Annotated in this window: 23 protein-coding genes and 1 tRNA gene; 18 read left to right on the top strand and 6 right to left on the bottom strand. The window is 63.2% G+C overall.

Annotated elements, in window-relative coordinates; all coding sequences use genetic code 11:
- Nucleotides 1-11: 11 nt before the first annotated feature.
- Nucleotides 12-980 (top strand): IS1595 family transposase, encoded by a 969-nt coding sequence (locus NX775_RS08520; protein ID WP_258835606.1) that lies wholly within the window; start codon nucleotides 12-14, stop codon nucleotides 978-980.
- 103 nt (nucleotides 981-1,083) lie between these two features.
- On the opposite strand, the gene NX775_RS08515 is transcribed toward NX775_RS08520, so the two are convergent.
- On the bottom strand, nucleotides 1,084-1,665 hold the full coding sequence (locus NX775_RS08515; protein ID WP_183556360.1) for a response regulator transcription factor: 582 nt from the start codon (nucleotides 1,663-1,665) through the stop codon (nucleotides 1,084-1,086).
- A 41-nt stretch (nucleotides 1,666-1,706) separates the two neighbouring features.
- Nucleotides 1,707-3,740: a two-component system sensor histidine kinase NtrB gene (locus NX775_RS08510; RefSeq protein WP_370660564.1), complete on the bottom strand. Its 2,034-nt coding sequence runs from the start codon at nucleotides 3,738-3,740 to the stop codon at nucleotides 1,707-1,709.
- A gap of 123 nt (nucleotides 3,741-3,863) precedes the next feature.
- Between NX775_RS08510 and NX775_RS08505 the strand changes: the two genes are divergently transcribed.
- The 5 genes from NX775_RS08505 to NX775_RS08485 all read left to right on the top strand — a co-directional run bounded on the left by NX775_RS08505 (nucleotide 3,864) and on the right by NX775_RS08485 (nucleotide 9,315).
- Nucleotides 3,864-4,850: a TRAP transporter substrate-binding protein gene (locus NX775_RS08505; protein WP_370660573.1), complete on the top strand. Its 987-nt coding sequence runs from the start codon at nucleotides 3,864-3,866 to the stop codon at nucleotides 4,848-4,850.
- Between the two features lie 416 nt (nucleotides 4,851-5,266).
- On the top strand, nucleotides 5,267-5,791 hold the full coding sequence (locus NX775_RS08500; RefSeq protein ID WP_258835604.1) for a methylated-DNA--[protein]-cysteine S-methyltransferase: 525 nt from the start codon (nucleotides 5,267-5,269) through the stop codon (nucleotides 5,789-5,791).
- Nucleotides 5,764-6,666 carry a site-specific tyrosine recombinase XerD gene (gene xerD, locus NX775_RS08495; protein ID WP_258835603.1) on the top strand — a complete coding sequence of 301 codons (903 nt, stop codon included), beginning with the start codon at nucleotides 5,764-5,766 and terminating at the stop codon, nucleotides 6,664-6,666. Before NX775_RS08500 ends, xerD begins: the two co-directional genes overlap by 28 nt.
- 85 nt (nucleotides 6,667-6,751) lie before the next feature.
- Nucleotides 6,752-6,979 carry a hypothetical protein gene (locus tag NX775_RS08490; RefSeq protein WP_258835602.1) on the top strand — a complete coding sequence of 76 codons (228 nt, stop codon included), beginning with the start codon at nucleotides 6,752-6,754 and terminating at the stop codon, nucleotides 6,977-6,979.
- Between the two features lie 224 nt (nucleotides 6,980-7,203).
- Complete coding sequence (locus tag NX775_RS08485) at nucleotides 7,204-9,315, top strand: putative bifunctional diguanylate cyclase/phosphodiesterase (RefSeq protein ID WP_258835601.1); 2,112 nt, start codon at nucleotides 7,204-7,206, stop codon at nucleotides 9,313-9,315.
- A 10-nt stretch (nucleotides 9,316-9,325) separates the two neighbouring features.
- On the opposite strand, the gene NX775_RS08480 is transcribed toward NX775_RS08485, so the two are convergent.
- A complete protein-coding gene (locus tag NX775_RS08480; RefSeq protein ID WP_258835600.1) occupies nucleotides 9,326-10,270 on the bottom strand; it encodes an endonuclease/exonuclease/phosphatase family protein in 945 nt (314 codons plus the stop codon).
- A gap of 38 nt (nucleotides 10,271-10,308) precedes the next feature.
- Here NX775_RS08480 and NX775_RS08475 point away from each other — a divergent pair, with 38 nt between their 5' ends.
- The 3 genes from NX775_RS08475 to NX775_RS08465 all read left to right on the top strand — a co-directional run bounded on the left by NX775_RS08475 (nucleotide 10,309) and on the right by NX775_RS08465 (nucleotide 12,281).
- Nucleotides 10,309-10,800, top strand: coding sequence for an aminoacyl-tRNA deacylase (locus NX775_RS08475; RefSeq protein ID WP_258835599.1), 492 nt, complete (start codon nucleotides 10,309-10,311; stop codon nucleotides 10,798-10,800).
- 89 nt (nucleotides 10,801-10,889) lie between these two features.
- Nucleotides 10,890-11,513 (top strand): glycerol-3-phosphate 1-O-acyltransferase PlsY, encoded by a 624-nt coding sequence (plsY, locus tag NX775_RS08470; RefSeq protein ID WP_258835598.1) that lies wholly within the window; start codon nucleotides 10,890-10,892, stop codon nucleotides 11,511-11,513.
- A gap of 99 nt (nucleotides 11,514-11,612) precedes the next feature.
- Nucleotides 11,613-12,281, top strand: a complete 669-nt coding sequence (locus tag NX775_RS08465) for a DsbA family oxidoreductase (protein WP_258835597.1) — start codon at nucleotides 11,613-11,615, stop codon at nucleotides 12,279-12,281.
- Here NX775_RS08465 and NX775_RS08460 read toward each other — a convergent pair.
- The 3 genes from NX775_RS08460 to NX775_RS08450 form a co-directional block, all read right to left on the bottom strand.
- Nucleotides 12,278-13,123, bottom strand: a complete 846-nt coding sequence (locus NX775_RS08460; RefSeq protein WP_258835596.1) for an endonuclease/exonuclease/phosphatase family protein — start codon at nucleotides 13,121-13,123, stop codon at nucleotides 12,278-12,280. The genes NX775_RS08465 and NX775_RS08460 overlap by 4 nt on opposite strands.
- Nucleotides 13,124-13,267: 144 nt before the next feature.
- Nucleotides 13,268-14,308, bottom strand: a complete 1,041-nt coding sequence (gene tsaD / locus NX775_RS08455; protein WP_258835595.1) for a tRNA (adenosine(37)-N6)-threonylcarbamoyltransferase complex transferase subunit TsaD — start codon at nucleotides 14,306-14,308, stop codon at nucleotides 13,268-13,270.
- 89 nt (nucleotides 14,309-14,397) lie between these two features.
- Entirely contained in the window at nucleotides 14,398-15,459 is a 1,062-nt protein-coding gene (locus NX775_RS08450) for a 3-deoxy-7-phosphoheptulonate synthase (RefSeq protein ID WP_258835594.1), read from the bottom strand.
- A gap of 158 nt (nucleotides 15,460-15,617) precedes the next feature.
- Between NX775_RS08450 and ybiB the strand changes: the two genes are divergently transcribed.
- From ybiB to NX775_RS08405, 9 genes are all read left to right on the top strand, one after another.
- Nucleotides 15,618-16,598: a DNA-binding protein YbiB gene (gene ybiB / locus NX775_RS08445; RefSeq protein WP_258835593.1), complete on the top strand. Its 981-nt coding sequence runs from the start codon at nucleotides 15,618-15,620 to the stop codon at nucleotides 16,596-16,598.
- Between the two features lie 73 nt (nucleotides 16,599-16,671).
- Entirely contained in the window at nucleotides 16,672-17,889 is a 1,218-nt protein-coding gene (locus tag NX775_RS08440) for a BaiN/RdsA family NAD(P)/FAD-dependent oxidoreductase (protein WP_258835592.1), read from the top strand.
- A gap of 95 nt (nucleotides 17,890-17,984) precedes the next feature.
- On the top strand, nucleotides 17,985-18,197 hold the full coding sequence (gene rpsU / locus NX775_RS08435) for a 30S ribosomal protein S21 (RefSeq protein ID WP_005665410.1): 213 nt from the start codon (nucleotides 17,985-17,987) through the stop codon (nucleotides 18,195-18,197).
- Between the two features lie 127 nt (nucleotides 18,198-18,324).
- Nucleotides 18,325-18,774, top strand: coding sequence for a GatB/YqeY domain-containing protein (locus NX775_RS08430; RefSeq protein WP_183556374.1), 450 nt, complete (start codon nucleotides 18,325-18,327; stop codon nucleotides 18,772-18,774).
- Between the two features lie 130 nt (nucleotides 18,775-18,904).
- Nucleotides 18,905-20,701, top strand: coding sequence for a DNA primase (gene dnaG, locus NX775_RS08425; RefSeq protein WP_183556375.1), 1,797 nt, complete (start codon nucleotides 18,905-18,907; stop codon nucleotides 20,699-20,701).
- A gap of 226 nt (nucleotides 20,702-20,927) precedes the next feature.
- Entirely contained in the window at nucleotides 20,928-23,183 is a 2,256-nt protein-coding gene (gene rpoD, locus NX775_RS08420; protein ID WP_343828846.1) for an RNA polymerase sigma factor RpoD, read from the top strand.
- 112 nt (nucleotides 23,184-23,295) lie between these two features.
- Nucleotides 23,296-23,374, top strand: a tRNA-Ile gene (locus NX775_RS08415).
- A 342-nt stretch (nucleotides 23,375-23,716) separates the two neighbouring features.
- The gene (locus NX775_RS08410; protein WP_258835590.1) at nucleotides 23,717-24,292 is read left to right on the top strand and encodes a hypothetical protein; all 576 of its coding nucleotides are present in this window, start codon (nucleotides 23,717-23,719) and stop codon (nucleotides 24,290-24,292) included.
- A 223-nt stretch (nucleotides 24,293-24,515) separates the two neighbouring features.
- Nucleotides 24,516-26,189 (top strand): ShlB/FhaC/HecB family hemolysin secretion/activation protein, encoded by a 1,674-nt coding sequence (locus tag NX775_RS08405; RefSeq protein WP_258835589.1) that lies wholly within the window; start codon nucleotides 24,516-24,518, stop codon nucleotides 26,187-26,189.
- Nucleotides 26,190-26,198: the final 9 nt, after the last annotated feature.

Genomic DNA, 26,198 nt, shown 5'->3' with positions numbered 1-26,198 from the left:
AGGAGTCGATCATGAAAGCGCCACGTTTCAAGGGCTGGTTTGCAAAACTGCCTTCGCTGAACCAACCCCAGCGCCGGCAATTGCTTGATGCCCTGTATCCTGCAGCCGGGCTCGATCAGGTAGTCGCGCTCATCAGCGAGGTCAGAGCGCCAAGCCGCTGCTGCCCCAGATGCGGCAACGAACGCTGCTACCGGCACGGGTTCGCGAATGATTTGCAGCGCTACCGCTGCTGTGCCTGCGGCCGCACCTTCAACGACCTGACCGGAACGCCGCTGGCACGGCTCAGGCTCAAGGCCAAATGGCTCGCGTATTCGCAGGTGATGCTCGATTCACTCCCCGTCCGCAAGGCCGCAGATCGGGTCGGCGTACACCGCAACACCGCCTTTCGCTGGCGCCACCGCTTCCTGCATTGGGTCAAGCTCGACCGGCCCGCAGTCCTCAACGGCATCGTCGAGGCTGACGAAACATTCCTGCTTGAATCACAAAAGGGTTCGCGCACGCTCGATCGGCCACCGCGCCACCGTGGCGGCCATGCGGTCAAACGGGGCATTTCCAGCGAACTCGACTGCATCCTGGTCGCGCGCGACCGCGAGGGACGCACGGTCGACGCCGTCACGGGTCGCGGCGCACTCACCGCTGCGCAACTCGCTCGTGACTTGCTGCCCAGGCTCAACAGGCAGGCGTTGCTGGTCAGTGACAGCCATGCCGCGTACCGCGCTTTTGCACGCAAGCACAGGATCGCGCACGAGACGGTCAATGTGCGCGCAAGTGTGCGTGTGAGGCGTCTGGGCAGCCTTGCCATCCATGTGCAGAACGTGAACGCTTACCACCATCGCTTCAAGGCCTGGTTACAGGGCTTTCATGGCGTGGCGTCGCGCTACCTGCCCAATTACCTGGGCTGGAGCTGGGCGCTGGATGGTCAGCGGATCATTTCGCCGGAACAATTGCTCCGCATTGCTATCAGCTTCATCAACAGATAATGCTGACTGCGCCTTATTTTACAAGGCTGTTGCGCACCCTTCAGACCCTCGACGCGCAGGAAATGAAGACAGTGTGAAGACAGCGCGAGCGCGCCGCCGGTAGTTACTTGAGCAGGCCGGCCAATTCAACCGCCGTCTTGACCTGCATCTTGTCGAAGATATGGGCCCGGTGCACCTCGACCGTGCGCATGCTGATGCCGAGCTTGTCGGCCACGACCTTGTTCATCATGCCGGCCAGGATCAGGTCGAGCACCTCGCGTTCACGCGTGGACAGCGTCGCCAGCCGCGCCTGCACTGCAGCGGAGGTGGCCGCCTTGCGCGAGGCGGCCAGCGCTTCTTCCACGCGGTCCATCAAGACATTGTCGTTGAACGGTTTCTCGAAGAAATCGAAAGCGCCGCGCTTGAGGGAGTCGACCGCCATTGGCACCTCGCCGTGGCCGGTCAGAAAAATCACCGGCAGGCGCGGCAGCAGGCCGCGGCCGATCAACTGGTCAAACACGGCAATGCCGTTCATGCCCGGCATGCGCACGTCGAGCAGGACGCAGTCGCCGCTGACGTCGAGGTCCTTGATGACGTCGAGAAATTCCTGGCCGCCGGGATAGCTGCGCGCGTTGAGGCCGCGCGATTGCGCCAGCCAGGCGAGCGAATCGCGTATGACTTCTTCGTCGTCGACGATGTGCAGCATGGGGGTCTCCGTAATAGTCGGGCAGGGCGCCGCACGCGATTCTAGCCGACCGCCCGGCTTGCCGCCTGCGCCGGCAGCGAAAATGTGAACACGGTGCCCCCGGGCGGGTACGGCGCGTGGCTCAGCGTGCCGCCATGGAACTCGATCGCCGTGCGGCAAATCGACAGCCCCATGCCCATGCCCTCGGCCTTGGTCGAATAGAACGGCGAATACAGCCGCTCGGCCACTTCGGCCGAAATGCCGTGGCCGCGGTCGATCACCGAGACAGCCACCTGGTCGTCGATGTGCGCTGCCTCGATGCGCAGCACGCGCTGGTCCGGCACGGTGTCCTGCATGGCCTGGATGCCGTTGCGCGTGAGGTTCAGCAGCACCTGCTCGAGCAGCACGCGGTCGGCCAGCACTGATGGCAAGCCCGGCGGCAAGTGCACGCGCAGCACGACGCCGGCCTGGCGTGCCTGCAATTCGATCAGCGCGTGCACGCTGGCAATGACGCTGCGGATCGTCAGTTCCTGGCGCAGCGGTTCCCGTTTCTTGACGAACTCGTGCACGCTGCGGATGATGTGGCCGGCGCGCTGAGCTTGCTGGCGCGCCTGTTCCAGTGCGTGGCGCAGCATGCCCGGCTTGACTTCCTGGCCGGCGCCGGCGGCGCGGTCAAGCATGTTCAGCGCGCCAACGGTATAGCTCGAGATGGCGGCCAGCGGCTGGTTCAGTTCGTGCGCCAGCATCGACGACAGCTCGCCCATCGTGGCCAGGCGCGCGCTGGCCTGCAGCTTTTCTTCCTGCTGGCGGTTGAGTTCTTCGACGCGCTTGCGGTCGGTGATGTCGAGCACCGAGCTCATCCAGCCGGTATGGCGCCCGTCGACATCGACCAGCGGCGACTCGAACACCAGCACCGGCACGCGCACTTCGTCGGGCCGCTGGAACACGGTCTCGAACTGCGGCGTGACCTTGCCCGACAGGATGCCCTGGAAGCGGTCTTCGTATTCGGCCATCGCTTCCGGCGCCCAGTACGCCATCGGCGGCTTCTTGCCAATCAATTCTTCCTGCGACAGGCCGACGATCTGGCAAAAGGCGCGGTTGACGTACGTGACGCGGCCTTCGAGGTCGCGCGCGCGCAAGCCCGTGATCAGCGAGTTTTCCATCGCCGTGCGAAACGCCATCTGCTGGCGTAGCGCAGCTTCGGCCGCCAGTGTGCGCGAGATGTGGCGCCACAGCGCCGCCAGACTCATCAACAAGCCAAGCGCCAGCACGATCACCGAGCCGACCAGCAGATTGGGCAGCAATTGCGGCGCGCGCTTGACGCTATTGGTCGACAGCACCAGTTGGGCGCCGGGCAGGTCGAGCTCGCGCTGGTGGGTGTAGACGTTGCGGCCCGGGCCGCCCGATGCGCGGCGCGCCACTGGTAGCTCGTTGCGGTCGAGCAGCGTCAGCGCATTGTCCTGCGCGAACCACCACGGCACCGTTTCATCCAGCAGCACCTGCAGGCTGTAGGTCGCCACCAGACTGCCGGCGAACTGACCGCCGCGAAACAGTGGCAGGTAGTAATCGATCACGCCGTGGGTGGAGGCCGTGGCGCCATACGGCACGCTGTAGCGGCCGCGCCGGATCGAGCGCGCCATTTCGCCGGCCAGTACGGTGGCCGCGGGCAGGCCGGCGGCAGGCAGGTCGCTGCCGTAAATGGCTTGCTGAACGCCGTCGGCATCGCTCCAGACCACGCGCACCAGTTCGGGGCCATTGGTGAACATCTGGCGGAAGCGCGCTGTCAGCTTGGCCGGCGGCAGCGGCGCGACGACGAGGTCGGCGCCGAGCGCAGCCAGTGCTTCCTCGCTGCGCGCCAGTTCGAAGCGCAGCGTCTGCTCGACCCACAGCGTATCGGCAATCAATTGCTCTTGCCGATCGTTGCTTTCCATCTGGCGCGCCTGCCATGGCAGCCAGATCAGCACGGCCAAAAACAGCAGGACCAGCAGGATCGGCACCATCCAGCGCAGGAAGCGCCAGCCGCGCGAGCGCGCGCGCGGCTCGGGCTCGGCGTCCAGATCGTCTGTCGCCCCGGGCTGGATGAATGGAAATTTCATGCAAGGTCCTGTTTTGGTTACACTGTCGGGCGCATCGCGGCATCGCCGCGATGGCGGGCAATGCGGCATCCGCCAGTGTAACGTTTCATCAGGAAGAATCGAACCGTCATGCAACTCAATCTCCTGGCCGTGCGCGCGCTGTGTGCCGCGTTGGCCGCAGCCGCCAGCATGAATGCCTGGGCGCAAGGGCCGATCGTGATCAAGTTCAGTCACGTGGTGGCGCCGGATACGCCCAAGGGCCGCGCCGCCGAGCGGTTCAAGGCGCTGGCCGAGCAAATGACGCGCGGCCAGGTCAGGGTGGAAGTCTATCCAAACAGCCAGTTGTACAAGGACCGCGAAGAGCTCGAGGCGCTGCAACTGGGCGCCGTGCAGATGCTGGCGCCGTCGCTGGCCAAGTTTTCGCCGCTGGGCGTGCGCGAATTCGAAGCGTTCGACTTGCCCTATATTTTTCCGGACAAGGCGGCGCTGTACAAGGTGACGGAAGGGCGCATCGGGCGCGAGCTGCTGCGCAAGCTCGAACCGAAGGGCATCACCGGCCTGGCGTTCTGGGACAACGGTTTCAAGATCATGTCGGCCAACCAGCCGCTGGTCGCGCTGAAGGATTTCGACGGCGTGCGCATGCGTATCCAGGCCTCCATGGTGCTCGACGCGCAGATGCGTGCGCTGGGTGCGCAGCCGATGGTGCTGGCGTTTTCCGAAGCCGCCCCGGCGCTGCGCGATGGCGTGGTCGAAGGCACGGAAAACACGCCGTCGAACATGTACACGCAGCGCATGCACGAAACGCAGAAACACCTGACCGTGTCGAACCACGGTTACCTGGGTTACGCCGTGATCGTCAACAAGAAATTCTGGGATGGCTTGCCGGCAGCGACCCGCACAATTCTGGCGCGGGCGATGCGCGAAGCGACCGTGTACGAAAAGCAGATCGCCCAGCGCGCCAACGACGAATCGATGGAAAAAATCCGGCGGGCCGGCACGACCGTGATCCATACGCTCAATCCGGCCCAGCAGGCCGAATGGCGTCGCGCATTGCAGCCGGTGTACGGCCAGATGGAAAACAGGATCGGCAAGGAGACCGTGCATGCTATCCTGCGCGAAGTTGCACGGTAAGCGCCAGTTCCTGGTCACCAAGGCATTTTGTTTATAAGTAAAACAATTTTCTGTTTTTGTGACCTAAAAGATACATTTTCTATAAGCATTTGCGTTATCATGGCGCTCATACGCACTGAAGTGGTGCGGTGCAGGGCCAGCAACAAGCAGTACAGGTTTTGGGGGAGCATTGCTATAAGAACGGTACTCGTACCGGAGAATATTCGAGGAGACACCACGTTTTACAGAAGTCGTTGGCACTGCCAAACGACCGGGAACGTGACCCGAATTGGAGCGCACCAGATGGTGCGCTTTTTTTTTGCCTGTTTTTTATTTCCTGATGCCAAACGACTGGCCGCACACGCGCTGCGGCGGGTAAGATGCCGGAGTGCCTGTCAGCGGGATGGTCCCGTTGCCGCGCACTGCCAACCGTCGCCATGAAGCCAGATCGCGCCTCCCTGTTGTTCAACGCCATCGTACCGGCGCCCTTTGGCGCGCTGGGCATTCGCACGGCCGACGACAAGGTATGCGAGCTGGTCTACCTGCCGCCATCGTTTGCCGAAAAAAGCGCCGACAGCGTGCTTGCCGACCGGGCCGCGCAGCAGGTTGCGCGTTATCTGCAGGATCCTGATTTCGTGTTTGACCTGCCGCTGCTGGAAGCCGGCACCGAATTCCAGCGCAAGGTCTGGCAGCACATCCACGCGATCCCGCGTGGCGCCGTGCACACCTACGGGCACGTGGCGCGCGTGATTGGCTCGGCCCCGCGCGCCGTCGGCCAGGCCTGCGGCGCCAACCGGTTCCCGCTCGTGATCCCGTGCCATCGCGTCACCGCCACCGGCGGCCTGGGCGGCTTTGCCAACCAGGATGACGAAAACGGCTTCCATTTGTCCGTCAAACGCTGGTTGCTGCGCCACGAAGGCGCCACCGCAAGCCCATGGCAACAACAGTCGATCTGGCCCTGATCGACGAGTTCTGCGACACGCTCTGGCTGGAACAGGGCCTGGCCAAGAACTCGCTCGACGCCTACCGGCGCGACATGCGCCTGTTCGCCACCTGGCTGCACGCGCGTCAGCCCGAGCGCGGCCTGCTGGCCGTCGGCGCGGACGACCTGGCCGCCTATTTTGCCGACCGCCATCCCGACTCGCGCCCGAGCACGGCTAACCGCCGGCTGTCGGTGCTCAAGCGTTTCTATGGCCTGGCGCTGCGCCGCAACCGGATCGACGTCGACCCGTGCCTGAAGATGGCCTCGGCGCGCCAGCCGACCCGTTTCGTGCACACGGTGAACGAAAGCCAGGTCGAGGCGCTGCTCGCTGCGCCCGACGTGGCCACGCCGCTGGGCCTGCGCGAACGCACGATGCTCGAGCTGATGTATGCCAGCGGTTTACGGGTGTCGGAACTGGTGGCCCTGAAGCTGGTCGAAGTGAGCTTGAACGATGGCGTGCTGCGGGTGACGGGCAAGGGCAGCAAGACGCGCCTGGTGCCGTTCGGCGAAGAGGCGCGGCGCTGGATCGAGCGCTACCTGAAGGATGCGCGCGGCATCATCCTCAATGGCCAGATGGACGACGCCCTGTTCGTCACCAGCCGGGGCGGCCCGATGACGCGCCAGATGTTCTGGATCCTGATCAAGAAGCACGCAAAGAAGGCCGGCATCACCGGACCGCTGTCGCCGCACACGCTGCGCCACGCGTTCGCCACACACCTGCTCAACCATGGCGCCGACCTGCGCGTGGTGCAACTGCTGCTGGGTCACGCCGATATCTCGACCACCCAGATCTATACCCACGTGGCGCGCGAACGCCTCAAGCGCCTGCACACCGAGCACCATCCCCGCGGTTAGCGTTAAGGCAAGCCGGGATCGGCGCGGTAGTCCATAATGGCCGGTCAGGACGGTACCCCTACCGCTCCATCATATCGAGGTGACTATGGCACGGAATAATTTTCAATACGAAAAACGGCAACGGGAACTCGACAAGAAGCGCAAGGCCGACGACAAGGCCAAGCGCAAGCTCGAACCAAAGAATGACGTCGATGCCGATGGCAACGCCATCGTGCAAGACAGCGACAGCGACAGCGACAGCAGTACCGACAGCGACAACAATACCGACAGCGACGCCGTTGCTCCGGCAGCCGTGCCTGCCAGCCCGGCCTGAACCCATCATTGAACTAACCGCGGCAATTGCGGTCTGAGCCATCTGAAAGCGACAAGCGGTCAGCTGGCTGCCCAAGTTGATGGCAGGGTGCAATTGCCTTCTTACCTCCCCGATTTTTTGCCAGCGCGCCATGTGCCGCTTCGCACACAAAGCGTGTCTCGCAGCATGCCACTGACAGGCTTGTCTTCCTGATTGCTGTCACCGCCCAAGCGAAAGGCGCTGCCGTGAGCAAGCTACTGCCAGATTCCCCGGGTCGTCCGGCGGCTGACCCATCCGGGGGCGGCGTACAAGCCTTCGACTGGCTCTACCATTTCGTCACGGCCCTCGAGCTGGCGCCGGCCGTTGCCGTGCACTCGATGGACCGCGCCGGCATCATCCGCTTCTGGAACCACGCCAGCGAAGAGCTGCATGGCATCGCGTCAGGCGACGCCGTCGGCCGCGCGTTTCGCGACCTGGTGTTCCACCTCGACCGCCAGAGCGAATTCGAGGACGTCATCGCCACCATCTGGCGCACCGGCCAGGCGCCACAGGCAAGCGACTGGCTGGTGCAATCGATGACGGGCCGGCGCCACTGGGTCTACTCGTGCCACTACCCCGTCAAGCACGACGACGTGATGCACGAAGTGTTCTGCATGGAAATCGACATCACGGCGCGCAAGGAGGCCGAGACCAATCTCGAGCAGGCCGCGCAAGTGTTCCAGAATGCGCGCGATGCCATCATCATGATGGATACCGGGTACCGCGTGCGCGCCGTCAATGGCGCCTTCACCGCCATCACCGGGCATGCCCCCGAGCAGATCATCGGCCAGCCGCTGGCCAGCCTCGGCTGGGGCGTCGACGACGACTTCTATCAGCGCATCTGGACTGGGCTCGAGGGGGCCGACCACTGGGAAGGCGAACTGGCCAGCGCGCGCAGCAATGGCGAGCGCTATCCGGTACGCGTCGCGCTCACGGCCATTCGCGATGCGCATGGCGACGTCTCGGGCTATATGGCGATGCTGTCCGATATCAGCGAGCGCAAGCGCATTGAGGAGCAGGTGCGCCACCAGGCCGAGCATGACGCCCTTACGGGCCTGCCCAACCGCATCCTGTTGCTGGACCGGTTGCACCAGGCACTGGCCACCTGGCGCCGCCAGGGCAGCCGCTGCGCCGTCATGTTCCTCGACCTGGACAAGTTCAAGGCCATCAACGATACCCACGGCCACCAGGCCGGCGACATCGTGCTGCGCGAAGTGGCGCTGCACGTGCGTGCCTGCGTACGCCAGGTCGACACCATCAGCCGGCTGGGCGGCGACGAGTTCGTCGTGCTGCTGGCCGACATCAAGGGCGCCGACCAGGCTGCCTGCGTGGCCGTCGCCGTGACCCAGGCCGTGGCGCTGCCAATCGACATCGGCGGCCAGGAAGTGACGCTATCGGCCTCGATCGGCATCGCGCTGTGCCCGGACGATGGCGCCGAAGTCGATACCCTGCTGCACCACGCCGATGTCGCCATGTACCACGCCAAGCAGAACGGGCGCGGCAGCTTCCAGTTTTTCAGCCCGGCCATGAACGCCCACGTGATCGAGCGCGTCGAGCTGGAAAACCGCTTGCGCCAGGCGCTCGACGGCAACGAATTCATGCTGCAATACCAGCCTGAAATCGAAGTGGCGACCGGGCGCGTGACGTCGGTTGAGGCGTTGCTGCGCTGGCGTCATCCACAACGGGGGTTGTTGTTGCCGCACGAATTCCTGCCGGTGGCCGAAGATTCCGGGCTGATCGTCCCGATCGGCGAATGGGTGCTGCGCGCCGCGTGTCGGCGGGCCCGCGCATGGCGCCATGGCGGTTCGACCGCCACGGTGGCGGTCAATCTGTCCGATGTCCAGCTGGCGCATGACGGCTTGCTTCCGGCAATCGACGCCGCACTCGAGAGCGCCGGCCTGCCGCCGGATGCGCTCGAACTCGAGATCGCAGAAGATGCGTTGAGCCGGGGCGAGCCGGCGTTTCGCGCCACGGCGCTGGCGCTGCGTGCCCGCGGGGTGCGGCTGAGCATCGACCGCTTCGGCACCGGCCTGTCGAGCCTGGAAGCATTGCGGCGCTTTCCGCTGACCAAATTGAAAATCGACCGCAGCTACGTGGGCGACGTGGTGCACGATCCGGTGCATGCCGCCATGGTGCCGGCCATCATTGCGGTGGCGCGCAGCCTGCAGCTGCGGGTGGTGGGAGAGGGCGTGGAAACCGCCGAGCAGCTCGAATTCCTGCGCCGGCATGGGTGTGACGATTATCAGGGGTTCTATGCCAGCGCGGCCAGTACACGGCCGAACCTGAATCCACGCCGGGCCCGGCATATGCGGCCCTAGTGCGGTGGCCCTAGTCGAACAGCCGGATCCTGGCCAGCACCTGCCCGTGGTCTGACGACTCGGGCAACGCCAGATTCAGGTGATCGTTCAGATACACCACATCGATCACCTCGCCGATCGCTTCGGGCAGCGCCGGATTGAATTCTGGCGACACCAGGATATGGTCGATCGTCGAATGGCGCGTGTCGTGCAGGATCGAATACCCCACATGGCGCTGGTGATCGAGCCGGCGCTGCACCTGGCTCGCGTCATACAGGCGCTCGGCCAGCGGCGTGCCCGCCCCGAGCACGATTTCGGTCGTCACCGCATCGGCCACATCGTTGAAGTCGCCCAGCACGATGCGCGGGCGGCGGTGCGCGTGCGCCATATCCGTCAGCAGCACGCGCAGCGCGGTGGCTTCGGTGCCGCGCCGGATCAGCGAGCGCAGGCACGCCAGCGCGTACAGGTGCGGGTCGGCCCCGCTGTCGCTCGAGCGGTAATCGGGCCGGCGCGATTTTAAATGCACGACGATCACGTCGATCACCACGCCCGACGGTGCAATCACGCCCGCATGCAGCGGCGCGCGCGTGAAGCGATCGGGGTCGCGGCTGCCCGGTGGCATCGTGACATTGGCCGGAAACTTGCCCAGTTCGGTGCCCGGTTCGGCCAGCGGCAGGCGCGAGACCAGGGCCACGCTGGGCGTCAGCCGCGCCGCGCCCGGGTCGGGATCGAAGCCGACATGGTGCGCGTCGCGGTAGCGCCGCGTGCGCTGCAGGACTTCTGCCAGCACGCTCTGCGAGAAAATTTCCTGGAAGCCGATCACGTCGGCATTGATCAGGTCGAGCTGGTGCGCCGTCCAGTCCAGCTTGGCTTCGTATTCGTCGGCCGTGGTGGGTGCCAGATTGTCGTACAAGCGTGCACCGGGCGGTGCCAGATTGAAAGTGTTGAAGGTGGCAAACCGAAGTTCTTCCTGCATAATAGAAACCCCTATTGTTCGTCTTTAGCGTAACACGCATGGCCAAGAAAGAGCACGTCTCCGAGACTCCCGCCACCCAATTCCTGCGCAAGCATGGCGTGGTGTTTTCCGAGCATCCGTATGCGTACCAGGAGCACGGCGGTACATCGGTCTCCTCTGGCGCGCTGGGCGTGCCGGAACATGACGTGATCAAGACCCTGGTCATGCAGGATGAAGCAGCCAGGCCATTGATCGTACTGATGCACGGCGATTGCAAGGTGTCGACCAAGAATCTGGCCCGCGCCATCCCTTGCAAGTCGGTCGAACCATGCAAGCCGGATGTGGCCCAGCGCCATTCAGGGTATCTGGTTGGTGGAACATCGCCGTTCGGCATCCGCAAGGTGATGCCGGTGTATGTCGAGGAAAGCATCCTGCAGCTCGACAAGATCTACATCAACGGTGGGCGCCGCGGCTATCTGGTAGGCATCGATCCGCGCGTGCTGGTCGATGTGCTGCAGGCCCAGCCGGTGAATTGCGCCATCGCCGAGTAGCTTCGCCGCACGCAGCCGATGGTGTATATTCACGCACCAATTTCCGGTAGAAAAATGACTCCGATACCGGCGCCCACGAAAGAGACACGATGAACACCCTGATTGCCACCATTGCCGCGTATTTGCTCGGTTCGATTTCCTTCGCGGTCGTGATGAGCCGCGCGTTCGGCCTGTCCGACCCGCGCACGTATGGTTCGAAAAACCCCGGCGCCACCAATGTGCTGCGCAGCGGCAGCAAGAAAGCCGCGATTGCCACGCTGATCGGCGACGCGGCCAAGGGCTGGCTGGCCGTCTGGCTGGCGGTGCGCTATGGCTACGACTACGGGCTGGACGATACCGGCATCGCGCTGGTCGCCATCGCCGTGTTCATCGGCCACCTGTGGCCCGTGTTCTTCCGCTTTGTCGGCGGCAAGGGCGTGGCCACCGCGCTGGGCGTGCTGCTCGGCATCAATCCATGGCTGGGCCTGGCGACGCTGGCTACCTGGGTCATCATTGCCTATGCGTTTCGCTACTCGTCGCTGGCTGCGCTGGTGGCTGCGGTCTTCGCGCCCTTGTACTACGGCCTGCTGTTCGGCGTCGATGCCATTCTGCTGGCCGTGATCGTCATGAGCGCACTCCTCGTGTGGCGTCACAGCGGCAATATCGGCAACCTGATCGCGGGCAAGGAATCCAAGCTCGGCAGCAAGTCGGGCGCGGCCAAAAAGGCAAAATAAGGCAAAGCAGGGCAGCGTGCGCGGCTTTTTTGCCGAGGCGTTACCATGGTCGGCAATAGCGGCACATTCGTGCCGCGCCGGACAGAAAGGTGGTACGCCGTGACCAAGCAACTCAGGATTGATTTCGTGTCGGACGTCTCGTGCCCATGGTGCGCAGTCGGTCTCAAATCGCTCGAACAGGCACTGTTGACACTAGGCGACGACGTGCGCGTCGACCTGCACTTCCAGCCGTTCGAACTGAATCCGAACATGCCGCCGGAAGGCCAGGACATCGTCGAGCACGTCACTGAAAAATATGGCGCCAGCCTCGAGCAGCAGGCATCCAGCCGCGAAATGATCCGCGAGCGCGGCGCCGCCGTGGGCTTCACGTTCGACATGGAGCGGCGCGGCCGCATCTACAACACCTTCGACGCGCACCGCCTGCTGTCGTGGGCTGAAGAAGAAGGCAAGCAGCGCCAGCTCAAGGTCGCGCTGCTCGAAGCGTATTTCACCCGCTGTGAAGACCCGAGTAACCACGCCGTGCTGCTGCGCGCCGTCGAGAGTGTGGGCCTGGAGCGCGAGACGGCGGCGCGTATCCTGGCGTCGGACGAGTACAAGGACGAGGTGCGCGAGCGCGAGCAGTTCTTCCTGAATGCCGGCATCAAGTCGGTACCGGCTGTGATCATCAACCAGAAGCACCTGATTTCCGGCGGCCAGTTGCCTGAAGTATTCGAGCGCGCGCTGCGCGAGATTCCAGGCCTGGAAACGCCGGCCGACGCCGTCGTTTAAGTCAGATCGAGGACCACCGGCTGGTGGTCCGACGCCGCTGTCTCGGACTGCACGTCAACGGCGGTCAGGCGCGGCACCAGATCGTCGGTCACGAAGAAATAATCGTAGCATTCAGGCCGCTCGGGCCACGGATACCCGTGCAGCCCGGTGGTTGGCGCGCGCGCCATGTCGCCGTGCACCACGCGCCAGGCATCGACCAGCGCCATGGCGCTGCCTTCCGGCGGGGCCAGCAGCGCCGCGTAATCCGGTGCATCGGGCGCGAAATTGAAATCACCACACAGGATTGCCGAGCCGGGCCGAAAGCCAAGCTGGTACGGCGCGTCCAGGTTCGGATCGGGCTGGAACAGCAGGGCGCGGGCACTGGCCTCGGCATGCAGTTCGCGGATGCGGTTGACCTGCGCCATGCGCTGGACGGGCGAATAATATTCGAGGTGCGTCGTGAGCAGGCGCAGCTTGCCGCCAGGTGCTTCGACAACGGTTTCGAGCAGGCCGCGCGGCATGCCGGCCGCATGGTCGGGGTCGGCCGGCCACGGCAGCAGGTGCCGGTGCACTTGCGAGATGCGGTACTTGGACAGGATCAGGTTACCAAACAGGCGCGGGACATTGTTCTGGTAAATCTCGCTCGGCGCATGCTCCATCGCATGGTAGCCGCCGAAGGCGCCGGCGAGTTGCTTGAACTGGTTGGCGCTGGCGCTGCCTTCGAGCTCGGGGTGATTGGCAGCCACCTCTTGCAGGCAAATCACATCGGGGTTCAAGCGGCGCAGCACGTCGATCATCGCGTGAATGCGGATCCGACCGTCCTTGCCACAACCCCAATGAATATTCCAGCTGACTACGCGCATTGCTCACCTCCGTAAAACTTGATCGACGGATATTGCCACCGTTTTAATGGCAACGGTCACACCGTAGGATCGGTGTCAGACAGGCAAGTTCAATGTTGGCGGCAGGCTGTTTCTCGTGGCTTAAAGCTGGTTATGGAACTGTATTCAGGCCGCTTCGAGCTCGTCCAGCGGCCAGCGCGGACGCACATTGAACGCGTAATCGCGCTGCGCCAGCGCAGGGTTGCGCTCAAGACGCATCGCACCGGCAAACGCGATCATCGCGCCATTGTCGGTGCAAAATTCCAGCTCCGGATAATAGACCTTGAACTTGCGCTTGGCCGCGGCCGCATTGAGCGACGCGCGCAGTTGCTTGTTGGCGCCAACGCCGCCCGCGATCACCAGGCGGCTCAAACCCGTGTGCTTCATGGCGCTCACGCACTTGGCGGTGAGCACGTCGACAATCGCATCGACAAAGCCGCGCGCGATATTGGCCTTGTCCTGTTCGGGGATATCCGCAATCACCTTGACGTCGTGGTTCTTGACGACCGTGAGCACCGCCGTTTTCAGGCCCGAAAAGCTGAAGTTGAAATCCTTGCTGTGCAACATTGGCCGCGGCAGTTTGTAGGCCGCCGGATCGCCACGCTCGGCCAGTTGCGAGATCGCCGGGCCGCCCGGATACCCCAGGCCCAGCAGCTTGGCCGACTTGTCGAACGCTTCGCCGGCGGCATCGTCCAGCGTTTCGCCCAGCAGCGTGTAGCTGCCCACGCCATCGACGCGCATCAACTGCGTGTGACCGCCCGAGACGAGGAGCGCAATGAACGGGAAGTCCGGGCGTTCCGATGCAAGCAGCGGCGAGAGCAGGTGCCCTTCGAGGTGATGCACACCCAGCACTGGCTTGTCGAGCGCGAGCGCCAGGCTGCATGCCACCGACGAGCCGACCAGCAGCGCACCGGCCAGGCCAGGGCCTTGCGTGTAAGCGACGGCGTCGATGTTCGAGGCCGGCAGATTGGCGCGCTTGAGCACCTCGTCCAGCAGCGGAATGGCGCGCCGGATATGGTCGCGCGACGCCAGTTCGGGCACCACGCCACCATATTCTTCGTGCATCGCAACCTGCGAATGCAGGGCGTGGGACAGCAGGCCGCGCTCGGTGTCATACAGAGCAAAGCCGGTTTCATCGCAGGAGGATTCGACGCCGAGAACGATCATGTGGAAAGCCAGGTGGATTGAGCGGAACCGGGCATTCTACCGCAGGGCGGAGGGCGCCGCCGCCCACCCTGCGGATGTTGCGCGGTTTATTACGGACGCTGCAGCAATTCCTTGTGCGCTTCACGCAGCATGGTTTCGGTTTCTTCCCAGCCGATGCAGCCATCGGTCACCGAGCAGCCATACGTCAGCTGCGACAGGTCGCTCGGAATCGACTGGCTGCCGCTGACGATGTTCGACTCGATCATCACGCCGACCAGCGACTTGTTGCCATGACGGATTTGCTGGATGACATCGGACATGACGAGCGGCTGCAGTTCCGGCTTCTTGTAGCTGTTGGCGTGCGAGCAGTCGACGACCAGGTTGGCCGGCAGCTTGGCCTTGGTCAGCGCCTGTTCGGCAATGGCTACCGAGACCGAATCGTAGTTCGGCCGGCCGCCGCCGCCGCGCAGCACGACGTGGCCATAGGCGTTGCCGCTGGTGCGCACGATGGATACGGAACCCTGGCCATTGATGCCTAGGAACGCATGCGGGTTCGACGACGACAGCACCGCATTGATCGCAATGCTCACGTCGCCATCGGTGCCGTTTTTGAAGCCCACGGGCGTGGACAGGCCCGACGACATTTCGCGGTGCGTCTGCGACTCGGTGGTGCGCGCGCCGATGGCGGTCCAGGCGATCAGGTCGCCCAGGTATTGCGGCGAGATCGGGTCGAGCGCTTCGGTCGCGGTCGGCAAGCCGATTTCGCAGACGTCCAGCAGGAACTGACGCGCACGCTCCATGCCAACCTCGACACGGAACGAATCGTCCATGAACGGGTCATTGATATAGCCCTTCCAGCCGGTGGTCGTGCGTGGCTTTTCAAAGTACACGCGCATCACCAGCACCATCGTCTCGCTCACCTCGTCCTGCAACGCCTTGAGGCGACGCGCATAGTCGAGGCCGGCTTCGGGATCATGGATCGAGCACGGGCCCACCACGACGAACAGGCGCTTGTCCTTGCGGTCGAGGATATTGCGCAGCGTTTCGCGGCCCTGCATCACGGTGGCATAGGCGCGGTCGTTCAGCGGCAGGGAGGTATGCAGCTCGACCGGCGTTGGCATGCGGGCGAACGAGCTGACGTTGGTATTTTCGATTTGTGGCGTACTGGTCATGATGCGATCTATATTTCTTTTGGGGGATGGATCAGTGTAAGCGGAAATTGCTGTATGTGCACATGCGCAGCCCCAAATGGCGGCGTCGGGCGGCGTCTCGCTGTGCTCTGCACCCGTGCGTGCTGCCGCAGCGCGACGTTCCCGTGTATCCTTTTGTCATGACTACCGATATCGAACGCTTTGTCGCTGCCCCCTTCATCAAGGAAATCGGCCGCGGCGTAAAAGGGGCACGCAGCATGACGCGCGACGACGCGCACCGGCTGTACGCGGCCATCCTCGAGGGCCGCGTGTCCGACCTCGAACTGGGCGCCATTTTGCTTGCCATGCGTATCAAGGGCGAGTCGGTGGATGAGCTGGCCGGCTTCATGGATGCAGCGAGCGCCGCGTTCACGCCGCTGCCCGCGCCGCGCGGCGAATTCGCGCCGGTATCGATTCCCACCTACAACGGTTCGCGCAAGCTGGCCAACCTGACGCCACTGCTGGCGCTGTTGCTGGCGCGCGAAGGCGTGCCGGTGCTGGTGCATGGCGTGAGCAACGATCCGGGGCGCGTCACCACCGCGGAAATCCTGCACGAGCTGGGCGTGACCGACGCGACCACCGGCGCCGAAGTCCACAACGAATTCGTCCATGGCCGCGTGGCCTTCATGCCGATCGAGCATCTGGCCCCGGAACTGGCGCGCATGCTCGAATTGCGCCGCGTGCTGGGCGTGCGTAATTCGACCCACACCATCGTCAAGATCCTGCAACCCTTCGACGGTCCGGCGCTGCGCCTGGTCTCGTACACGCACCCTGAATACCTGGTAACGCTGGGCGAGTACTTCGAAGGCGTCGACAGCGAAACCCGGGGCGACGCATTCCTGATGCGCGGCACCGAGGGCGAAACCGTCGCCCACCCGCACCGCGCCCAGCGCATCGACTGGTTCCACGCCGGCCAGCGCGCCCTGCTGGTCGAGCGCGACGCGCCTACCGACGACCTGGCCATCGTGCCCGACGGCCGCGATGCGGCCACCACCGCCGCCTGGATCGGCGCTGCGCTGCGTGGCGAGGTGCCGGTGCCGCCATCGATTGCCACGCAGGTGGCGTACTGCGTCGAAGTCTCGCGCAAGATCCGCGCCCGCAGCCTGCCAGTGGCCGAGTAAAGGCTTACCGCGCCGCTGTTCGCCAATCCGCCACTGCCTTACAATGGCGGGTTGAGCAAAGGTGGTGGCAGGCATGGCAAATCAATTCGATGTGGCGGTAATCGGCGCGGGCGCGGCCGGGATGATGTGCGCGGCCGTGGCGGCGCAGGGCGGCAAGCGCGTGGTGCTGGTCGACCACGCGGCCAAGCTGGCCGAAAAGATCCGCATCTCGGGCGGCGGACGTTGTAACTTCACCAACGTCAATGCCGGGCCGCAGCATTACCTGTCGAACAATCCCCATTTCTGCCGCAGCGCGCTGTCACGCTACACGGCGCAGGACTTCCTGGCACTGGTCAAGAAATACCGGATTGCGCACCACGAAAAGCACCGCGGCCAATTGTTCTGCACCGATTCGGCCGAGCAGATCATCGCGATGCTGCGCGCCGAGTGCGACCTGGGCGGCGTCGAGTGGCGCATGCCGTGCAAGGTGGCCGGTGTGCGCAAGAACGATGATGGCTTTGCCATCGACACTGACGCCGGCGAATTGCTGGTGGAAAGTGTCGTGGTCGCCACGGGCGGCCTGTCGATCCCGAAGATCGGCGCGACCGATCTCGGTTATCGCATCGCCACGCAATTCGACCTGAAACTGATCGAGACCCGCCCGGGTCTGGTGCCGCTGACGTTTGACGGTCCGAGCTGGGAACCGTTCGTGCCGCTGGCGGGCATCGCGCTTGAGGTCGAGGTCAGCACGGGCAGCAGCAAAGGCAAGGGCGCACGGGGTGGCCACTTCCGTGAAGACTTGTTGTTCACGCATCGCGGCCTGTCGGGTCCGGCGATCCTGCAGATTTCCAGCTACTGGCAGCCGGGCACGCCGATCGTGCTGAACCTGTTGCCTGAAATGGACGTGGCCGACACGCTGATCGGCCTGAAGAAAACCGAGAAAAAGCAGCTGGGCAATGTGTTGATACAGTGGCTGCCCGCGCGCCTGGCCGAAGGCTTGCTCGCGGCCAATGGCTTTGACGCTACTGCGCGCCTGGCCGACATGGCCGATGCAAAATTGCGCGCGCTGGGCGACGCAATCAACCGCTGGGCCATCGTCCCGACCGGCTCGGAAGGCTACCGCAAGGCCGAGGTCACGCTGGGCGGCGTCGATACCAAGGGCCTGTCGCAGCAGACGATGATGGCCAACAATGTGCCCGGCCTGTACTTCATCGGCGAGACGGTCGACGTGACCGGTTGGCTCGGTGGTTACAACTTTCAGTGGGCCTGGGCATCGGGCGTGGCGGCCGGTCTGGCGGTGGCAAATAGTTGACGTTTGAAAACACCACTTCGTGATTAAAGCTTCCACCGAACTGCAAACGATGCTAGAATTTCGTTCTTCCCTAAATCCAACGGTTTGATTTTTACATGACCACTATCCGCCTTAAAGAAAACGAGCCGTTCGAAGTCGCCATGCGTCGCTTCAAACGCACCATCGAAAAGACCGGTCTGTTGACGGAACTGCGCGCACGCGAGTTCTACGAAAAACCGACCGCAGAACGCAAGCGCAAGCTGGCAGCAGCAGTGAAGCGTCACTACAAGCGCATCCGCAGCCAGCAACTGCCGAAGAAACTGTACTAAGACAGTTCAGACGGCCAAGACCCGGTGACGGCATTGCCAGTCCCGGCGAGTCGCTGAAGTCCGCAAACCCGCTTCGGTTTCGCCGCAGCGGGTTTTGTCGTTTCACCCTTTTGAATACGGAGATCCCATGAGCTTAAAAGAACAACTGACCGAAGACATGAAAAGCGCCATGCGCGCCAAGGAAACCGGCCGCCTGGCAGCGGTGCGCCTGATCATTTCCGAAGTCAAGCGCAAGGAACTCGACGAGCAGACCCAGCTGGACGATACCCAGGTGCTGGCCGTGATCGAAAAAATGATCAAGCAGCGCAAGGATTCGATCAGCCAGTTTGAAGCCGGCAACCGTCCCGACCTGGCCGACATCGAGAAGGCCGAGATGGTCATCCTGTCGGCGTACATGCCGGCTGGCCTGTCGGACGAAGAGATCGCCGCCGAAGTCGCTGCTGCCGTCGCCGAAACCGGCGCGACCGGCCCGCAGGACATGGGCAAGCTGATGGGCGTGCTCAAGCCGAAGCTGGCTGGCCGCGCCGACATGACCGTGGTCTCCGGCCTGGTCAAGAAAGCCCTGGCTGGCGCATAAACGCCATAAGCGTCACCTGCAACGCGTCGTCCCTGCCCACCCTCGGGCAGGGACCACAACTTGTTGCATATCAATTTGCAGCAGGCGCTGCGGTATAGTCTGGCCCTAGACAAACACTGTGTAAGCTCAAGTGATTCCGCAAACTTTCATCACCGATTTGCTCAACCGGGTCGACATTGTCGATATCGTGGGCCGCTACGTCCAGCTCAAGAAGGGCGGGGCGAACTTCATGGGCCTGTGCCCATTTCACAACGAAAAGTCCCCCAGCTTCACGGTCAGCCCGACCAAGCAGTTCTATCACTGCTTCGGCTGTGGCGCCCATGGTACGTCGATCGGCTTCCTGATCGAATACTCGGGCATGGGCTTTGTCGATGCGGTGAAAGACCTGGCCCAGAACGTCGGCATGATCGTGCCCGACGTCGACGACAAGATTCCGCCGGCCCAGCGCGCTGCCCAGCAGGCGCAATCCCTGGCGCTGACCGATGCGCTGACGCAAGCCTGCGCGTTTTACCGCGCCCAGCTGCGCGACGCGCCGGACGCCATCGCGTATCTCAAGAACCGCGGCCTGACCGGCGAAGTGGCCGCCCGCTTCGGCATGGGCTACGCCCCGGCCGGCTGGGACAGCCTGCGCGCCGTGTTCCCCGAGTACGAGGCGCATGTGCTGGTCGAGTCGGGTCTCGTGATCGACAAGGTCGACGAAGAGGGCAACCGCCACAAACGCTACGACCGCTTCCGCGAACGGGTGATGTTCCCGATCCGCAACACCAAGGGCCAGGTCATCGGCTTTGGCGGACGTGTGCTCGACAGCGGCGAGCCGAAGTACCTGAACTCGCCCGAAACCCCGCTGTTCCAGAAGGGCCTGGAGCTGTACGGCCTGTTCGAGGCGCGCCAGGCAATCCGCGACGCCGGCTATGTGCTGGTAACCGAAGGCTATATGGACGTCGTCGCACTGGCCCAGCTCGGCTTCCCGCAAGCAGTGGCCACGCTCGGCACCGCCTGCACCAGTACCCACGTGCAAAAGCTGCTGCGCCAGACCGACGACGTGATCTTCAGTTTCGATGGCGACAAGGCCGGCCGCAAGGCCGCGCGCCGCGCGCTGGAAGCGTGCCTGCCGCAAGTGAGCGATAACAAGACCATCAAGTTCCTGTTCCTGCCGCAAGAGCACGATCCAGACAGCTTCGTGCGCGAGCGCGGCGCCGAAGCATTCGAGCAAGAAATTGCCGATGCAATGCCGCTGTCGCAATTCCTGCTGCGCGAAGTCACGCAAGAGCACGATCTCGATACGCCGGAAGGGCGCGCCAAATCGCAGTTCGACGCCAAGCCGCTGCTGCAATCGATGACGCCGTCGAGCCTGCGCCTGCAGATCGTGCGCGGCCTGGCCAGCATGACGCAATCGACGCCGGCGGAGATCGAAAGCCTGTTCGAGTTGTCCAAGCCAGTGGCCACCGCGCGCCGCGCGCCGCCGCGCCAGGGCCGGCCCGAGCCGGTGGGCCTGGAGCGCAAGATGCTGCGCATCCTGGTCGCGCATCCGCACTTGGCGCTGGAACTCGACGAGGTCGCACTGAGCGCCTTCGACTATTTCGGCGAAGAGGGCGCGGATCGCCTGCGGCATCTGATCGACACCGCGCAGGCCTTGGGCCAGCACGGCACGTTTGCCGCACTGTCACAACAGTTGCATGAAGTCACTAACGAGTATGATGGCATGATTGCTGAAATTGCCGCCGAACCTGAAAACGAAGTCGATGGCGATCGCATCGTCCTGCTCAGTTCAGTGCGCCAAATCAAGATGGATTCGTTACGAGAAGAATTGAACCAGTTGTTTTCTGCCGGCTTGACCCCAGATCAGGTCAGTACTCGCTATCGCGAGATTACTGCCCAGCTGGACCTTCTGGAACGCGAAGCCACCGCGGCGATGGCACCCCGATGAACACGGGCTTTCTCCCCATGGGCCAAGGCGCTCACGACTGGAAAAAGAAAGGGTGCGTGCTATAATAAAACGCTAACTATTGCAACTGTTGAAACACTTCTTGGTTCAATTGCGTGCGTGGAGTATTAGTTAGCGGGGCATGGATTTGTGCCTGCAGGATGATGAAGGTAACAAAACTTTATTCTTAACCACCGTAAAGTTAGTCGTTGTGACATCGAAAGCGCCTGTGCCAACCAAGAAACCCGAAACCAACGTGGCTGCCACGACCACGAGAACGTCCGCCGCCAAGGCCGACAACGCGCAAGACAAGGCTGAGGTGCGCACGGCGACCTCGGCGCCTGTCAACCAGACGACCGATGCGGCCACGCTTGCCGCCATCGACACGTCGGGCTACGTCTTGCCGTCTGTCAAAGTGCCGGGCCGGCGCGGTCGCAAGCCAAAAGAATTCACCCCTGAAAACGACGAGATCGCCGCGCTGAACGCGGTCGAGCGCGCCGAGCTCAAGGCTGCGGACAAGGCCAAGGCCAAGGACCGCAAGGCCAAAGAGAAGGCGCTGCTCAAGGATGCGTTCTCGTCCGATACCGAGGCCAGCGAAGAAGAACTCGAGCTGCGCCGCAGCAAGCTCAAGGCCCTGATCAAGTCGGGCAAGGAGCGCGGCTTCCTCACGTACGCCGAGATCAACGACCACCTGCCCGAAAACATCGTCGATCCGGAAGCGATCGAAGGCATCATCGGCACGTTCAACGACATGGGTATCGCGGTCTATGAACACGCGCCCGATGCCGAGACGCTGCTGCTGTCCGACAACGTTCCCAACGCCACCAGCGACGATGAAGCCGAAGCGGCTGCCGAAGCTGCGCTGTCGACGGTCGACTCCGATTTCGGCCGCACCACCGATCCGGTTCGCATGTACATGCGCGAAATGGGCTCGGTCGAGCTGCTCACGCGCGAAGGCGAAATCGAGATCGCCAAGCGCATCGAAGACGGCCTGAAGGACATGATCCAAGCGATCTCGGCCTGCCCGGTCACGATCGCCGAGATCATCGGCACCGCCGCCAAGATCGACAGCGACGAAATCAAGATCGACGAAATCGTCGACGGTCTGGTCGATCAGGAAGGCGAAGACAACACGCCGCAGGTCGCCGCGCCTGTCGCCAGCGAGTCGGACGAGGACGAAGAAGACGAAGACGACGCCGAAGGCGAAGAGGAAGAAGAAGAAGCGCCAAGCAACTCGGGCGCTGCTGGCTACTCGGCCGAGCAGCTCGAAGCGCTGAAAGTCACGGCCCTGGCCAAGTTCGCCGAGATTGCCCAGCAATTCGACAAGATGCGCAAGGCGTTCGAAAAGGATGGCTACAACTCGAAAGCCTACGTCAAGGCGCAGGACACGATCTCCAACGAGCTGCTGGGCATCCGCTTCACGGCCAAGGTCGTGGAAAAGCTGTGCGACACGCTGCGCGGCCAGGTCGACGAAGTGCGCCACATCGAGAAGCAAATCCTCGACGTGGCCGTGAACCGCTGCGGCATGCCGCGCGCCCACTTCATCAAGGTCTTCCCGGGCAACGAAACCAATCTGGAATGGGTGGATGGCGAAGTCAACGCCGGCCACGCCTACAGCGCGATCCTGGGCCGCAATATTCCGACGATCAAGGAACTGCAGCAGCGCCTGATCGACCTGCAGGCGCGCGTCGTGCTGCCGCTGCCTGACCTGCGCAACATCAACCGCCAGATGGCGGCCGGTGAAATGAAGGCGCGCAAGGCCAAGCGCGAAATGACCGAGGCCAACCTGCGCCTGGTGATTTCGATTGCCAAGAAGTACACGAACCGCGGCCTGCAATTCCTCGACCTGATCCAGGAAGGCAATATTGGCCTGATGAAGGCGGTGGACAAGTTCGAGTACCGCCGCGGCTACAAGTTCTCGACGTACGCAACGTGGTGGATCCGCCAAGCGATCACCCGTTCGATCGCCGACCAGGCGCGCACGATTCGTATTCCGGTGCACATGATCGAAACGATCAACAAGATGAACCGGATCTCGCGCCAGATCCTGCAGGAGACCGGCGCTGAGCCCGACCCGGCCACGCTCGCGATCAAGATGGAAATGCCGGAAGATAAAATCCGCAAGATCATGAAGATCGCGAAAGAGCCGATTTCCATGGAAACGCCGATCGGTGACGACGACGATTCGCATCTGGGCGATTTTATCGAAGACAACAACACGCTGGCACCATCGGACGCCGCGCTGCACGCTTCGATGCGCGGCGTGGTCAAGGATGTGCTCGACTCGCTGACGCCACGCGAAGCCAAGGTGCTGCGCATGCGCTTCGGCATCGAGATGTCGACCGACCACACGCTGGAAGAGGTCGGCAAGCAGTTCGACGTCACCCGTGAGCGGATTCGCCAGATCGAAGCAAAGGCGCTGCGCAAACTGCGTCACCCGTCGCGCTCGGACAAGCTCAAGAGCTTCCTCGAGAACAACAGCTGATTGTTGATGCGGGCTTGACGCGCCTGTACTAAAGGCAATATGCTCTCGCCACTTCGCCCATCATCTTCCTTGATGAGCAGGTGGCGAGTTGTTTGCCATCATCCCAGTTTCTGGGCCTCTAGCTCATGCTTGGTTAGAGCAGCGGACTCATAATCCGTTGGTGCCGTGTTCGACTCACGGGAGGCCTACCAGCCAAATTGAAGGGTTACAGCGCATTGTCTGTAACCCTTTTGCTTTTGTGGGCCGGATGCCATTGACCACCAACGGCATCGATGCAACTGCAATTCATCGAAGCATTCCGCGCTACCGGTGACGATGCCCATCTGCCCTGCATGCTCGTCAATCCGGCCACAATGCGCCAGCCCGGCAATGGTGCTCGAGCAGATGCCGGCAGGCGAATGCCGCGCCCGACGCAGACGCAGACGCATGATGGCGGTTGTGCCTGTTTCTGCAAACAGGTGTCATCGGACGCATTGATCATGTAGACTGCGACGTCATTTAGTTGCCCTCTGGAACTTTATTCTAGTATCTGGTTGGCGATCCTGAATGGTCAGCCTTCTCCTCATCAGAGCATTCCAATGAAAAATTCGATCATCGCCATACTGCTTGCCATCCCCGTTCTTGCCATTGCGCAAGAAGTCCCATCCGACGATGCAACCCTGATTTTCAAATCGCGCGGCGACGCGATGCACGTCGTTTTTCACACGAGTACGAGTGAGCAGTCATGCGAAGGATTGACCCGGGCGGCCGGCATTTATGATGCCGAGCTCCTGCGTGAAAAGCTCCTGCCGTTCATTGCGAAGCTGCAACAGAAGGCGAACGCCGCTGTCGACGTCCTCCCCGAAGGCAAGCAGACTGTCAAAGCCGGCGTGCCGTTGCAGGTGTTCGGCCAATCCAAATGGTCGGACAAGATCGGCAAGTCGTGGTCTTCCGGGCAATGCGGGCCATTCACGCAGCAATTTACGCCGCAGGCCGGGCACACCTATCTGGCGCTGTTCGAATTCGCTGCCGGCAAATGTGGCCAGTCCGTGCAGGACATTACCGATGCAGCAGCGCCAACCCCTGTCGAATTCAAGCCGCTCGAGTGCAGTCTGCCGCGATTCGGCTAAGGCGCCGCTGTGCGCAGAAATGGCTGCGAGGGCGGCGTTTTCCCAGAATAAGCGCCATCCTGCCGGCGACTCAGGCAATCTCTCCAATTGTCACGGGAGCGTCGCCTAAAAGACACATTATTTGGCGCCAGCACCTATTGGGATGACATATCGGGCTTAATTTATTTCCCTATAGAAATTGAACATCTATACTTTGTTCATTTAGTTGTCTATGGGAAATATCGTGTCTTTGTTCTTCGGTCGTTGCGCTGTCGCGCTGGCCGCCAGCCTTCTGTGTGCCCCTGTCATTGCACAGGAAGACCTGTCAACGATCGCCGGGCAGCAGTTGCAGCGTCAACAGCAGCGCGAAGAGGCGCGGCGCCAGCAAGACGAGGCAGCTCCCGACGTGCGTCTGCAGGCGCCGCAGCCGCCGCTGGCCGGCTATCCGGCTGCCGAATCGCCTTGTTTCGTCATCAACACGATCGAGCTTGAAGGCGAGGGGGCGCGCGACTTCCAATGGACCCTGCGCGCTGCGGCGCCCGCACGCGGGCGCTGCCTGGGGTCGGATGGCATCAACGTCCTGGTCGGGCAGATCCAGAACGCGCTGGTGGCGCGCGGCTATGTCACCAGCCGCGTAGTCGCCGCATCGCAAGACCTGCAGGATAGCCAGCTGGTGCTGACCCTGGTTCCCGGAAAGATCCACGCGGTACGCTTCGCCGGGGCTGAGCCCGGGCACTGGGCGGCGGCGCTGCCGGCCGCGCCTGGCGATCTGCTCAACCTGCGCGCCATCGAGCAGGGGCTGGAGAATTTCAAGCGCGTGCCGGGCGCCGCGGCCGACATCAGGATCGTGCCGGCCGAGCACCCCGGCGAAAGCGATCTGCAGGTGCAGTGGCAGGGTGGCCGGGCATATCGCTTCAGCCTGTCGGCCGACGACAGTGGCAGCCAGTCCACCGGCGCCTATCAGGGCGGGATGACGCTGTCGGTCGACAATCCGCTCGGCTTCCAGGACCTGTTCTACGTCACGCTCAACCGCAACCTGCCAGGCGACAGCCCGTCGGGTGACTACGGCACGCGCGGCTACGCTGCGCATTATTCGATCCCGTGGCGCTACTGGCTGTTCTCGGCCCAGATCAACGATTATCGCTATCACCAGAGCGTCGCCGGCGCCAGCCAGGACTATATCTACAGCGGCGACAGCGTCAACAGCGAGATCAAGGCAACGCGCCTGGTGTACCGCGACGCCGCTCGCAAGACGACCGTCTCGGTGCGCGCCTTCCAGCGCCGCAGCCACAACTTCATCGACGATACCGAAGTCGAGGTGCAGCGCCGCCGCATGGCCGGCTTTGTCCTTGGCCTGGGGCACCGTGAGTTCATCGGCCGCGCCACGCTGGACGTCAACCTGGGCTGGAAGATCGGCACCGGTCACTTCGGCGCCTTGCCGGCGCCGGAAGAACTGTTCGGTGAAGGCACCGCGCGCCCGCGCATGTTCAATGCGGACCTGGCGCTGCAATTGCCGCTCACCTCTTCGCTGGCCTGGTCGGCTTCGTGGCGCGGCCAGTGGAACCGCACACCGCTGGTGCCGCAAGACCGCTTCGCCATCGGCGGGCGCTACACCGTGCGTGGCTTCGATGGCGAATCGAGCCTGTCGGCCGAGCGCGGCTCGCTGCTGCGCAACGATCTGGTGTGGTCGATCCCCGGCAGCGACCAGCGGCTGTATGCCGCGCTCGATGTCGGCCACGTGTCCGGTCCCGGCGCGGCGGACCTGCGCGGCACGCGCCTGAGCGGCGCCGCGCTCGGCTGGCTGTTCGCATGGGGCCGCTTGCAGGGCGACGTCTTTGCCGGCGCGCCGATCTCCAGGCCGGACGGTTTTCGCACGGCCCGCGTGACCACCGGCTTCAACCTGAACTTCAACTACTGACCCTCCGAC

Origin of the sequence: Massilia aurea, from assembly GCF_024753205.1 — a bacterium.
Classification (GTDB): domain Bacteria; phylum Pseudomonadota; class Gammaproteobacteria; order Burkholderiales; family Burkholderiaceae_D; genus Telluria; species Telluria aurea.
The sequence above is the reverse complement of the archived record's forward strand: the minus strand, read 5'-3'. Positions and strand labels throughout refer to the sequence as shown.

Bases quoted from the DNA above. Each gene is read 5' to 3' on its own strand.
- NX775_RS08520 (WP_258835606.1), top strand. From the start codon at position 12: ATGAAAGCGCCACGTTTCAAGGGCTGGTTTGCAAAACTGCCTTCGCTG.
- NX775_RS08515 (WP_183556360.1), bottom strand. From the start codon at position 1,665: ATGCTGCACATCGTCGACGACGAAGAAGTCATACGCGATTCGCTCGCC.
- NX775_RS08510 (WP_370660564.1), bottom strand. From the start codon at position 3,740: ATGAAATTTCCATTCATCCAGCCCGGGGCGACAGACGATCTGGACGCC.
- NX775_RS08500 (WP_258835604.1), top strand. From the start codon at position 5,267: ATGAAGCCAGATCGCGCCTCCCTGTTGTTCAACGCCATCGTACCGGCG.
- xerD (WP_258835603.1), top strand. From the start codon at position 5,764: ATGGCAACAACAGTCGATCTGGCCCTGATCGACGAGTTCTGCGACACG.
- NX775_RS08490 (WP_258835602.1), top strand. From the start codon at position 6,752: ATGGCACGGAATAATTTTCAATACGAAAAACGGCAACGGGAACTCGAC.
- NX775_RS08480 (WP_258835600.1), bottom strand. From the start codon at position 10,270: ATGCAGGAAGAACTTCGGTTTGCCACCTTCAACACTTTCAATCTGGCA.
- NX775_RS08475 (WP_258835599.1), top strand. From the start codon at position 10,309: ATGGCCAAGAAAGAGCACGTCTCCGAGACTCCCGCCACCCAATTCCTG.
- plsY (WP_258835598.1), top strand. From the start codon at position 10,890: ATGAACACCCTGATTGCCACCATTGCCGCGTATTTGCTCGGTTCGATT.
- NX775_RS08460 (WP_258835596.1), bottom strand. From the start codon at position 13,123: ATGCGCGTAGTCAGCTGGAATATTCATTGGGGTTGTGGCAAGGACGGT.
- tsaD (WP_258835595.1), bottom strand. From the start codon at position 14,308: ATGATCGTTCTCGGCGTCGAATCCTCCTGCGATGAAACCGGCTTTGCT.
- NX775_RS08450 (WP_258835594.1), bottom strand. From the start codon at position 15,459: ATGACCAGTACGCCACAAATCGAAAATACCAACGTCAGCTCGTTCGCC.
- ybiB (WP_258835593.1), top strand. From the start codon at position 15,618: ATGACTACCGATATCGAACGCTTTGTCGCTGCCCCCTTCATCAAGGAA.
- NX775_RS08440 (WP_258835592.1), top strand. From the start codon at position 16,672: ATGGCAAATCAATTCGATGTGGCGGTAATCGGCGCGGGCGCGGCCGGG.
- rpsU (WP_005665410.1), top strand. From the start codon at position 17,985: ATGACCACTATCCGCCTTAAAGAAAACGAGCCGTTCGAAGTCGCCATG.
- NX775_RS08430 (WP_183556374.1), top strand. From the start codon at position 18,325: ATGAGCTTAAAAGAACAACTGACCGAAGACATGAAAAGCGCCATGCGC.